Source organism: Paraburkholderia sp. Ac-20347 (assembly GCF_017104805.1).
GTDB classification, from domain to species: Bacteria; Pseudomonadota; Gammaproteobacteria; order Burkholderiales; family Burkholderiaceae; genus Paraburkholderia; species Paraburkholderia tropica.
This window is the reverse complement of record NZ_JAAGPN010000248.1, coordinates 1-11,940: the sequence shown is the minus strand read 5'-3', so window position 1 is coordinate 11,940 and position 11,940 is coordinate 1. Positions and strand designations below refer to the sequence as shown.

Sequence of the window (11,940 nt, the reverse complement as noted above, 5' to 3'; positions counted from 1 at the left end):
CGCGGCGCCCAGCATCTGGTGGATCTGCGCGACCACGGCCGCGCCTTCGCCCACGGCGGCGGCCACGCGCTTGGTCGAGCCCGCGCGCGCGTCGCCGATCGCGTAGACGCCTTCGACCGAGGTCGCGAGGCTGCACGATTCGTCGCCCGCGCCGGTCAGCACGAAGCCGTTGGCGTCGAGCGCCACGCCGCAATCCTGCAGCCAGTTCGTGTTCGGATCGGCGCCCGTGAAGAGGAACAGATGGCGCGCGTCGAAGTGATCGACGCCCTCCGGACACGGCGTCTTCAGGCGGATCGCGGCGAGCCCGGCTTCGTCCTCGTCGAGCGCGCCGATCTCGCTGAGCGGATGCACGTTCACGTTCGGCAGCGAGGCGATGCGATCGATCAGATAGCGCGACATCGTCGATTCGAAACCGGCCTTGCGGATCAATACGTCGATCTGGCGCGCGTGCGTGGAGAGATAGACGATCGCCTGGCCCGCCGAATTGCCGCCGCCGACCAGCACGACGTTTTCGTGCTTGCAGAGCTTCGCTTCGACCGGCGACGCCCAGTAGTAGACGCCGCGTCCGGTGTAGCGGTCGAGTCCGGCGATGGTCGGGCGACGGTAGATCGCGCCGCTCGCGATCACCACGCTGCGCGCGCGCACGTCGCCGCTACAGGTTTCGAGGCGGCGCGGCTGCTCGTCGCAATGGAGCTTTTTCACGCTGACCGGAATCGCCACGTGTGCGCCGAACTTCTGCGCCTGCACGAACGCGCGGCCCGCGAGCGCCTGGCCCGAAATGCCGGTCGGAAAGCCCAGATAGTTTTCGATGCGCGAACTCGCGCCCGCCTGGCCGCCCGGCGCGCGCGAATCGAGCACGATCACCGAGAGACCTTCGGAGGCGGCGTACACGGCGGTCGCGAGGCCCGCCGGACCCGCGCCGACCACGGCCACGTCGTAAACGCGTTCGCCGTTCAGTTCGGGCAGCAGGCCGAGGCAGGTCGCGAGTTCGGGCGCGGACGGATGGCGCAGCACCGAGCCGTCGGGGCAGATCACGAGCGGCAGGTCTTCGCAGCGCGCCGCGAAGCGCTCGATCACGCAGATCATGCTGCTTTCGTCGCGCTCGTCGAGCACCGAATACGGATGGCCGTTGCGCGAGAGGAAGCCTTGCAGCGAGAGCATCGCGGGGTCGTCGTGCTTGCCGACGAGGATCGGGCCGCCCGCGCCCTTTTCGATCAGCGAGACGCGGCGCAGGATCAGCGCGCGCACGATGCGCTCGCCCAGTTCGGCTTCGGCGACGATGGCCGCGCGCAGGCGCTCGGGCGGAATCAGGACCGCATCGACGGGTTCGAGCGCGATGCCGTCCACCAGCGCCGGGCCGCCCGAGAGCTGGCCGACTTCGGCGAGAAAATGGCCGCGCCCATGCTCGACGATCAGCCGTTCGCGGCCCAGACCGTCGCGCTGGAACACCTTCACCGAACCCGAGAGCAGCACGAACATGCCGGGGCCGGTGTCGCCGGTGTGGAACAGCAGCTCGCCCGCTTCCCAATGCCGTTGCTCGCCGAAACGCGAGAGGCGCTTGATTTCGTCTTCGGTCAGCTCGGGGAACATCTGGTGACGCCGCGTCGCGAGCGTCGAGAACGGCGCCTCGGCGGGTTGCGGCTGGGTGTCGGACAGCGTGGAATGCGAGGCGGATTCAGGCGTGGACGGCGCAGCCTCGTAGCGAGGCGGCTCGGTGGCAAGTGAGCCCATCAGGCGTTTCTCCTCGTGCGCGCGATGCCGCGGCGCCGCGCGCGAAACGGACACGATGCAGACAGAAAGCGGACCGGATGCGCGCGGGAAAGAACGCGTGGATCGCGTGAATCAGATCGCTTTCGGCGTGATGCTGACCGGAACCTCGGGATGCGGCGCGATGGGCAGCGATTCGAGCGTGCGGCCTGCGTCGCGCCAGGCGTCGAGGCCGCCGAGCAGCGGCACTACGTCGATGAAACCGGCCTCGACGAGCTTCTTCGCCATCCAGGCCGCGGAAATTTCATTGGGGCACGAGCAGTAGATCACGAGCTTCTGCTCGCGCGGATACCGGCTCAGAATCTCTTCGAGCTGACGCTCGTCGGCGAACAGCGCGCCCGGAATGATGAACGGATCGAGCTTGCGCTTTTCCTCCGAGCGGATGTCGAACACCACGGGCGGCGGCTTGTTCGCCATCGCGCGATAGAGGTCGTCCACGGTGATGCGCGCGTTCGCGAGCTTCTTGATGAGCTGGCGGCGACGCGTCCAGCGGTACATCGCGTAGAGCAGCAGCAGGACGAGCACGACGACCGCCGCGAAACGGCCGAGGCGGCTCGCGCCGGCAAGCATCATGTCGATCTGCGGCGCGAACAGCACGCCGATCAGCAGACCGGTGCCCGACCAGAGCGCGGCGCCGATGCCGTCGAAACCCAGAAACTGACGATAGGGCGTGCCCATCGCGCCGGCCAGCGGCACCGAGACGAGCGACAGCCCCGGCACGAACTTGGCGATCGCGAGCACGCGCACGCCCCAGCGGCCAAAAAAGCGTTCGGTCTTTTTTACGCAGGTGTCGCGCGAGAGCGAGAGCTTGCAGAGCGTCTTGAGCGTGTTGCCACCGTAGAGACGACCGGCGAGGAACCAGACGCTGTCACCGATCAGCATGGCGACGATCGACAGGCCGAGCACCGGCGCGACCTGCTGGCCGACCGAACCGGGATGCATGGCGGCCATCGCGCCGAACAGGACGAGCGCGGGCATCGCGGGCACGGGCAAGCCGAGCGAGCCGGCGAGCACGTTCAGAAACACGAGCGCAGGCCCGTACTGCGCGATCAGGTCATGTAGCATCGGCTTACTTCCGTCGCCTGGATGCCGCGCCGGTGGGGCCGGAGCGGCGCAATGGGAAGGGTAACGTAACGATTATGGACGCATTTTGAAGGCGTGCAAGCGAGCGCCAAAGCATACGCCGAATGCGGTTCGGGTGCGTTTAACCGGCGGCGCGACGCATGCTGCGTTGTGCGCGCGAGACGATGCCTAAAACGTCGGCATAAACGTCGGCTTAAACATTGGCATAAACGTCGATCAAACCTCGGCCCGCCAAACGAAAACGCGCGACGGAAACCCGACGCGCGTCGTGCCCACGGCGCCGCGCGAACGCGGCGGTGGGCGAGGGCGAAACGCCCGTAATGGACCGACTTTCCGGCTTACCGGTTATGCGATTCCCCGGGTATCTCGGCGCCTTGCGCGCGGATGGCCGCGATCAGCTCCGCGGGCGTGATCTCGTAACGCACTTCGCGGTGGATACCCGCCTTGCGCTCGTCGACTTCGATCAGCAAAAGACTCTTGCCGTCGGCCGCCGATTCGAGGCGCAGCGAACGCAGCTCGCGTCCGGTGGCTTCGTCATGCTCGGTGAGCAGGGTCATGGTTCCAGAAGACCCGGTCATGCGCATTGATGTTGTCCTCGTGCGTTGGGTGGTCGAACTGTGGTCGAACCGAGGTCGAGCCGCTGTGGTCGAGCCATTTACGTGGTACGTGGGCGACGTGAGATACGTGGCCAGATCATTGTACGGTCTCGGTCGCGCGGCGTCTCGACCGAGTGAGCGCGGGCGCACACAAGCGCGCTCGCATCCCTGCCGTCTGGTGAGTGTAACGCGACTCCGCGGGTTTTCACGCATTTTTGCGCGTCTTGCAACGGTGGATGCGGCACGTATTGCGGCGCGCCGCATTGTCATGGTTATGACGCAATGCGGCTCTACCGGTCGCGAGCGTCCCCGCCATGCGGGCAAGAAAAAACGGCTCGCCCGGTAGAGGCCGGGCGAGCCGTTGAAACGCCGTTGTTACTCGGATCAGACACCCACTGGGTGAGCGCTGACGAATTCAGTGTGAGGCGTCGCGAATGCGCTGTCGAGATGGGACTAATGCCGATCTATCTGAACAATCTGGGCTTGCGTATTGAATGATTCGCGAGTGATCCGCGAGCCGTGCGCGGCAATTACGGTACGCGTAGGTCGCGCGACATCGCCACGGACGGCGCGCGTTGCGCGCTCACACCTCGACGGCTTCGTCCTCCAGCATGCGGGCGTGGGCCGGCCGCTGCGCGTTGTTGCGCGCCGCCGCGGTGGTCAAGGTCGACTGGCTGCCCGCGACCGTGAAGAGGCGCACGGCTTCGTCGAGCACGTCGGCCTGTTCGGCGAGGCGCTGCGCGGTGGCGGCGGCCTGCTCGACGAGCGCGGCGTTCTGCTGCGTCGCGCTGTCCAGATGCGCGACGGCCTGGTTGACCTGGCGGATGCCCTCGGCCTGCTCGCCGCTCGCATTCGCGACTTCGACGATGATCGACTGCACGCGGCTCACGGCTTCGTCGATGGCGCGCATCTGCGAAGTCGTGTGGCCGACCAGCTCGGTGCCGCGCGCGATCTCGTGAACGCTCGCATCGACGACCTGCTTGATTTCCTTCGCCGATGCCGCGCAACGCTGCGCGAGCATGCGCACCTCGCCCGCGACGACGGCGAACGAGCGGCCCGCCTCGCCCGCGCGCGCCGCTTCGACGGCCGCGTTGAGCGCGAGGATGTTGGTCTGGAACGCGATGCCGTCGATCACGCCGGTGATGTCGGCGATACGCTTCGAGGCGTCGGTGATGCCCGACATCGTGCGTTCCATGCGGCCCGCGATCGAACCGCCCTCGGCGGCCGCTTCCTGCGCTTCGCGCGCGAGATCGAGCGCGCGCGTGCTGGCTTCGGCGTTGGCCTGCACGGTGGTCGTCAACTGATCCATCGTGGCGGCGGTTTCTTCGAGCGAGGCCGCTTGCAGTTCGGTGCGGCGCGACAGGTCGAGATTGCCGGTCGAGATTTCGTGCGCGGCGTCGAGCATGCCGTCGATCTGCGAACGCACATCGCAGACGATGGCCGTGAGATTGGCCTGAAGCTGGTTGAGCGCCTGCAGCACGTCGCCGAGATCGTCCTTCGACGCGATCGCGAGCGTGGCGGTGAGATCGCCCGCGGCCATGCGCGTCGAAGCCGCCGACATCTGCGCGAGCGGCTCGCCGAGATGGCGCGTCGAGAGACGCCAGGCCGCGACGCTGCACACGGCGGCCGCGCCGAACGCGCACCAGAACGGCGTGGGCGGCAGACCTTGATACGCCGCGAAACCTGCCGCTGCGAGCGCGGCGGGCACGAGCGCGTAACCGATGGCGATACGCGTGGCGATCGGCAGACGCATCACCGACTTCAGCGCGCCGATGAGGCCGGTGCGCGCGAGTTCGCCGTGCAGCAGACGCACGCCGCGCAGATTGCCCTCGCGCATCTGCGCATAGAGCGCTTCGGCGCTGCGCACTTCGTCGCGCGTGGGCTTCACACGCACGCTCAGATAGCCGACCACGGTGCCCTGCTCGGACACGGGCGTCACGTTCGCGCGCACCCAGTAGTGGTCGCCGGTCTTGCGGCGGTTCTTGACGAGCGCGGTCCACGGCCGGCCGGCTTTGACGGTTTCCCACAGGTCGGCGAACGCTTCGGCCGGCATGTCGGGATGGCGGATGATGTTGTGCGGCTTGCCGATCAGCTCATCTTTCGAAAAGCCCGAGACGGCGACGAAAGCGGGATTGCAATACTGAATGCGGCCTTTGAGGTCGGTAGCCGAGACAAGCATCTGCGAAGCAGGATAGTCGAACTCCTGCTGCGTGACAGGTTGATTGTTGCGCATGGGATTCCTTCCAGGGGGGTCTACGCAGACCCAACAACATGCCGGGAATAACGGCATTTCCCTTCATTTCTTTAGGGCTTTTGGCGAGGGGATTGACTGCGCGAGTCATGGCGCATCGCGTGCGCGTGGACGAAGCCGCTGCGGCAATCGGCTGGCAGGTGTGCAGGCGCGCCAGAAATTCGCTGCGCGTTCAATGACCTGCCGAATATGTCGGCGAGATATGCACAGGGTTGCTCACGGTTTCTGTGGATAAATGCGCGCGGCGACAGAGTGTGTTGACGGATTCGGTGCCAATCGCGCGCGTCCCGCGTGGAATCCGATTCGCATCAGCCAGTTAGCGTCGATGTCCCGAGGTTACGCACAGGGCTTTGAACAATTTCTGTGGATAAGGTTGAGGCGGGAAGTGGGGCGGTCAACGATCCTCTGTGACGCAACGAGGTCCGTCGCGATGGCGATGCGGCAAGTGACTTGTCGAACTGATTATTTAATGGCTTTATGATTCGGATCGCTAAGTAAATTTCATGTGCGAGAAAATCGCTTTATCACGTTCTTCAATTCAATGAAAAATAAAGAGGAATGCAAAGGAATTAGACGAGCGCTACACGTCGAATTAAAACAGGCTCACCCCCATAAATCAGACAAATACCCGTCAATAAACGAAAAATTACACAACCCAATCCATAAAATTACATTTTCATTATTTTCTCTAAATCGGCAAAAACCCCACACGTTGTAGCTGAAACGCATCAATTATTTGAAATAAACGGAAAGATCTGGAATGATACTGATTCTCATTCGCCCGCACAGATCTCCGCCGATCCGGGCTTGTTAATTCCAATCCAGCCAGCCTGTCGTCGAGCCTTCATCAGCATGAAGGGGCGGCCAGCCAGCCACCTGAATCACGTCGATCGCGCCTCCTTCGCGCGTTCCATCGACGGGTTTTTCGCCGCACAGGGACCCCCATGTTGAACAGGACGCCGCTCGCGAGTGCGCTCGCGCTGGCTTTTGCCGTACCTATCGCTTCGCCCGCGTTCGCGCAGAGCGCGCCCGTCGCCGCTTCGGCGGTGAGCGCCGCCGCGCCCGCCAGCAAGAACGCCACATCGGACGGCGCGACGCTGCCCGCCGTTTCGGTGTCCGCCGACGCGCCCTCGCAGGATTTTCAGGCCGAAAAATCGTCGGTCGGCGCAAAGACGCCCACGGCGCTGCGCGACATTCCGCAATCGGTCACGGTGATCAACAAGGCGCTGCTGCAGTCGCAGGGCGCGACCTCGTTCCAGGACGCGCTGCGTAACGCGCCCGGCATCACCATCGGCGGCGCGGAAGGCGGCCAGATCGGCAACAACATCAACCTGCGCGGTTTCACAGCTCAGAACGACATCTATCTCGACGGCTTTCGCGACCGCAATCAGTACTATCGCGACACCTTCGACCTCGAATCCATCGACGTGCTGTACGGTCCCTCGTCGATGTTGTTCGGGCGCGGCTCGACGGGCGGCGTGATCAATCAGGTGAGCAAGCAGGCCGGTCTCAAGCCGATCACCGAAGTCTCGACGACGGTCGGCACCAGCGACCGCTATCGCGCGACCGTCGACGTCGACCGTCCGCTCGGCGACCACGCGGCGTTCCGCCTGAACGCGTTCGGCCAGTCGCTCGGCTCCACGCGCGACCAGATGAAGAACAAGGACTACGGCTTCGCGCCGACGCTGCGCTTCGGCATCGGCACGCCCACGGAAGTCACGCTCTCGGCGCTCATCCAGCACAACTACGATCAGCCCGATTACGGCGTGCAGTCGATCAACGGTCATCCGTTCGCGCCGTCGAAGGGCACGTATTACGGCCTCACCGACGACCGCACGATTCAGGACGTGCAGACCGTGTCCGCGCGCGTCGATCACAAGTTCAACGATCAGTTCAAGATCAGCAATCAGACGCAGTTCTCGCACTCGCTCACCGATGCGCGCGAGACCGCGGCGGGCGCGGTGCTGACCGGGCCGCTCGCGTCGAGCACGGCGCTCAAGAACGGCAACTACACGACGCTGCCGCTGTCCGATCTCTACGTGAAGCTCGCGAGCCACGATCGCGTGATCGAGAATCACTCGATCTACAACGATACGATGGCCACGTACAAGTTCAACACGGGGCCGCTGCGGCACGAGATGCTCGCGGGCATCGAGATCGGCCACGACAGCTATACGAATCAGGCTTATACGCGCAACAACCTGCCGATTCTGTCGCTGCTCGATCCGGTCTATGTGCCGACGCCTTCGAACGTCACGCAGACAATCGGCAATCACGCGGAGTCGGGCGCGACCACGTTCGCGGCGTACTTCAACGAAACGATGTCGATCGGCGAGCACTGGAAACTGATTGGCGGCGTGCGTTGGGATCGCTTCCAGGCGCACATCGCGAATACGATCAGCGCGCCGGGTTACGCGGATCAGACCAACACGTTCACGAGCGTGCGCGCGGGCGCGATCTATCAGCCGACCGACTGGCAGTCGTATTACTTCTCGTACGGCACCTCGTTCGATCCGTCGCTCGAAGCGCTCACGGTCACGAACAACACGCAGAATCTCGCGCCGGAGCACACCAAATCGTATGAAGTGGGCGGCAAGTGGGACCTGCTCGGCGACAATCTTTCGGTGACGTCGGCGTTCTTCCAGCAGGAAATGGATAACGCGCGCACGCAGACATCGACGGGCGAATACACGCTCGAAGGCGATATTCGCGTGCGCGGTTTCCAGGCGGGCGCGACCGGCCATATCACCGACAAGTGGCAGGTGTTCGCAGGCTACACCTATATGGACGGCGTCGTGCTGCAGGCCGCCGACGGCACGCAGGGCCACACGCCCGCGAACACGCCGCGCAACACCTTCACGCTGTGGACCACGTATGCGTTCACGCCGCATTGGGAAGTGGGCGGCGGTCCGACCTATATGTCCTCGCGTTATGCGGCCAACACGAATTACGTCGAAGTGGGCGGCTACACGCGCTGGGACGCGATGGCCGGATACCATGCGAAGAAGTGGGACGTGCGTCTGAACGTGCTGAACATCACCAACAAGTTCTACTACGATGCGCTGATCCAGTCGGATGGCGGACGCTCGGTGCCGGGCGTCGGCCGCACGGTGCTCGCGACGTTCGACTACCGGCTCTGATCGCTTCGGCGAGCGGCGTCGCCGCGCAGTCGTGTGAACGGAAAAGCGTGCGCGCGCATCGAATCGTCGTTGCTTCGGCGACGTTTCGATGCCGCTTCGACTACGTTTAGATGCACACGCGCGCGCGGCAACGCGCATGTCACGCAAAGCCCGCATCATCATGCGGGCTTTGGTGCGTCCGGCGCGCATGCGGTGCGAAGCGTGCGAAGTGAGCGAAGTGAGCGTGGCCCGAAGTTCAGGATAACGCCTGAAACAAGGCCTGAAATACGGCGTAACATGCGCGCCGTGCAGTCAACCTGTAAGGCAGCGAAGAAGGAAGCGATAATGCTGATTCACATCCCCAACGTACTGACACACGAGCAGGTCCGCGCGCTGCGCGAACGGCTCGACAATGCGGGCGATGCCTGGGTCGATGGCCGTGCAACGGCCGGCTGGCAGGGCGCGCCCGTCAAGCGCAATCAGCAGATCGCGGAACACACGCCGATCGCGCGCGAACTCGGCGACGTCGTGCTGGCGGCCATCGAGCGCAATCCGCTCTTCATCAGCGCCGCGTTGCCCAATCAGGTTTATCCGCCGCTCTTCAATCGCTATGAAGGCGGCATGACGTTCGGCTCGCATGTCGACGGTGCGGTGCGCGTGCTGCCCAACGGCCTGAAGCTGCGCACCGATGTCTCGGCCACGCTGTTTCTTTCGGCGCCCGAAGAGTACGACGGCGGCGAGCTCGTGATCGAAGACACCTATGGCGTGCAGGAAGTGAAGCTGGCCGCGGGCGACATGATCGTCTATCCGGCCACGAGTCTGCATCAGGTGAAGCCCGTCACGCGCGGCGTGCGCGTGGGCAGCTTCTCCTGGGTGCAGAGCCTCGTGCGCGACGACACGAAACGCGCGCTGCTCTTCGACATGGATACGGCCATCCAACGTTTGAACGCGAGCGACGCCGACGCCCAGGCGCGGCGCAGTCTCGTGGGTTGCTACCACAATCTTTTGCGTATCTGGAGTGAGACGTGAGTTCTACCGAATCGGCAGTATTGATCGACGAAAGCCAACGCGCCGAACGTGCGAAACGTTCGCGCCGCGCCACTTTCATCAAGTGGCTGCGCAAGGTGCACGGCTGGGTGGGTTTGTGGGGCGCGGCGCTCGGCTTGCTGTTCGGCGTGACGGGTTTCGTGCTCAATCACCGCATGGAGCCGTTGCGCATTTCGCCGGGCGCGCCGCAGGTTTCGTCGATGCAGCTTCCCGTGCCCGATCCCGCACCGGAAACGCCGCGCGAAATGGCGAAGTGGCTCAAGTCGCAGCCCGATCTCAAGCTGCCGCCGCGCATGGGCCGCGTGCAGAAGGAACCCGAGCACAAGGTGGCCTGGGGCGATCGCGAGACCGTGCAGCCCGAGCACTGGCAGATGATGTTCACGGCGCCGCATGAAACCGTGGCCGTCGAATACTGGGTGGGCAACGATTTCGTCACGCTCAAGCGCACCGACAATTCGCTGATGGCGACCATCACGAATCTGCACAAGGGCGTGGGCATGAGCGTCGGCTGGGTGCTGTTCATCGACACCTTCGCGGGCGCGCTCATTCTGCTGTCGCTCACGGGCGTGCTGCTGTGGACCGAGCTGAACAAGCGCAAGACCATCGGCGCGCTGCTGCTGATCGGCTCGATCGTCGTGGGCGTGTGCGTCGGCCTCGGTTGATCTTGCCCGTTTGATCCTGGCTAGCCCAGATGCCGCGCGAGATAGTCGATGAACGCGCGCACTTTCGGCGGTAAAAACCGGTTCGGCGGATAGAGCAGCCAGACCGGGCCCGAGTAGGCGCGCGCTTCGAAGGTCCACTGCGGCAGCACTTGTACAAGCTCGCCGGCGCGCAATGCGTCGGCGGCGGTGAACTCGGGCAGGCAGGCGATGCCCCAGTCGTCGAGCGCCGCTTCGAGCCGCGCGCCCGCGTGGTTCGCCACATAGCGTCCCTTCACGTCGACGGTCTGCGTGTGCGCGCCTTGACGCAAGCGCCAGCGATGATCGTCGGCGGTTTCTCCCAGCCACAGGCAGTCGTGCTGCGCCAGATCGCGCGGCGTCTTCGGCGTGCCGCGCGCATTCAGATACGCGGGCGACGCGCACAGCAGCCAGCGCACCTCGCCGAGCTGACGCGCGGCGAGCCCCGGCGGCGGCGTGCGCGTCGGGCGGATCACGAGATCGAGGCCGTCGCGCAGCGGATCGACTTCGTGATCGGCGAACACGAGCTGCACGTCCACGTCGGCGTAGTCGCGCAAAAAGCCCGGAATCAGCGGATGAATCACGGTTTTCGCGTAGGCCGTGGGCGCGCTGACGCTCACGCGTCCTTGCGGTTTCGCCGCGAGCTGGCCCGCCGCGTCGACGGCGCCCGCAGCCGCGCTCACCATGTCGCGGCAGTGCCGATACACCTCCTCGCCCGATTCGGTCACGCGCACCTTGCGCGTCGAGCGTTCCAGCAGGCGTGCGCCGAGCGCCTCTTCGAGCCGCTTGATCTGGCGGCTGACCGTCGACGGCGTGCTGCCGAGCTGGCGCGCGGCCAGCGAAAAATTGCCCGCTTCGACCACGCGCGCGAAGGCGGCGAGATCGGGCAGCAGCGCGAAAAGGGCGGTCGGATTCATCGGAATGGACGATGCGATTTGTGCGTTTGCGACATAAAAGATGTGCGCGACGACCCGATTATCGCGATGAATGCAAGGATGGACAATAGGCGCTCTCCGCAGATTTCCGCTGCGAACGCCCGCCAGAGAGGTCCACGCCATGTCCGCCGCCCGTCACCCATCGATGCATCTCGCCGACTGGCTCCTGCTCGCCGTCGCCTTCGTTTGGGGCACGAGTTACGGCGTGGTGAAGGACGCGCTCGTGTTCTATCCGGTGCTGGGCCTGCTGGCGCTGCGCTTCGGCCTGACCTTCGTGCTGCTCTCGCCCGCGCTGCGGACGCTGCGCACGGCGTCGAGCCGCGCGCTCGGCGGCGTGCTGTGCGCGGGCATGCTGCTGCTGGGGATTTTTCTGTGCGAGACCTTCGGCGTGATGCTGACGCGCGCCTCGAATGCGGCGTTTCTCATCAGCCTGTGCGTGGTGCTCACGCCGCTCGCGGAATGGGA

The 11,940-nt window shown here is 64.8% G+C and carries 9 protein-coding genes; 4 read left to right on the top strand and 5 right to left on the bottom strand.

Annotated elements, in window-relative coordinates; all coding sequences use genetic code 11:
• The 4 genes from G3N97_RS31025 to G3N97_RS31010 all read right to left on the bottom strand — a co-directional run.
• A partial coding sequence (locus tag G3N97_RS31025; protein WP_205996781.1) for an FAD-dependent oxidoreductase occupies positions 1–1,731 on the bottom strand: 1,731 nt, incomplete at its 3' end.
• A gap of 111 nt (positions 1,732–1,842) precedes the next feature.
• A complete protein-coding gene (locus G3N97_RS31020) occupies positions 1,843–2,832 on the bottom strand; it encodes a DedA family protein/thiosulfate sulfurtransferase GlpE (RefSeq protein WP_205996780.1) in 990 nt (329 codons plus the stop codon).
• 356 nt (positions 2,833–3,188) lie between these two features.
• Positions 3,189–3,434, bottom strand: coding sequence for a hypothetical protein (locus G3N97_RS31015; RefSeq protein WP_065064376.1), 246 nt, complete (start codon positions 3,432–3,434; stop codon positions 3,189–3,191).
• 595 nt (positions 3,435–4,029) lie between these two features.
• Positions 4,030–5,679, bottom strand: coding sequence for a PAS domain-containing methyl-accepting chemotaxis protein (locus G3N97_RS31010; RefSeq protein ID WP_205996779.1), 1,650 nt, complete (start codon positions 5,677–5,679; stop codon positions 4,030–4,032).
• A gap of 962 nt (positions 5,680–6,641) precedes the next feature.
• On the opposite strand from G3N97_RS31010, the gene G3N97_RS31005 reads away from it, so the two are divergent.
• The 3 genes from G3N97_RS31005 to G3N97_RS30995 all read left to right on the top strand — a co-directional run bounded on the left by G3N97_RS31005 (position 6,642) and on the right by G3N97_RS30995 (position 10,525).
• Entirely contained in the window at positions 6,642–8,837 is a 2,196-nt protein-coding gene (locus G3N97_RS31005) for a TonB-dependent siderophore receptor (RefSeq protein ID WP_205996778.1), read from the top strand.
• Between the two features lie 324 nt (positions 8,838–9,161).
• Entirely contained in the window at positions 9,162–9,845 is a 684-nt protein-coding gene (locus tag G3N97_RS31000) for a Fe2+-dependent dioxygenase (protein WP_205996777.1), read from the top strand.
• Positions 9,842–10,525: a PepSY-associated TM helix domain-containing protein gene (locus tag G3N97_RS30995; RefSeq protein WP_205996776.1), complete on the top strand. Its 684-nt coding sequence runs from the start codon at positions 9,842–9,844 to the stop codon at positions 10,523–10,525. Before G3N97_RS31000 ends, G3N97_RS30995 begins: the two co-directional genes overlap by 4 nt.
• A 20-nt stretch (positions 10,526–10,545) precedes the next feature.
• Here G3N97_RS30995 and G3N97_RS30990 read toward each other — a convergent pair whose 3' ends face one another.
• Positions 10,546–11,457: a LysR family transcriptional regulator gene (locus G3N97_RS30990; protein ID WP_205996775.1), complete on the bottom strand. Its 912-nt coding sequence runs from the start codon at positions 11,455–11,457 to the stop codon at positions 10,546–10,548.
• A gap of 139 nt (positions 11,458–11,596) precedes the next feature.
• Between G3N97_RS30990 and G3N97_RS30985 the strand changes: the two genes are divergently transcribed.
• A partial coding sequence (locus G3N97_RS30985) for an EamA family transporter (RefSeq protein ID WP_205996774.1) occupies positions 11,597–11,940 on the top strand: 344 nt, incomplete at its 3' end.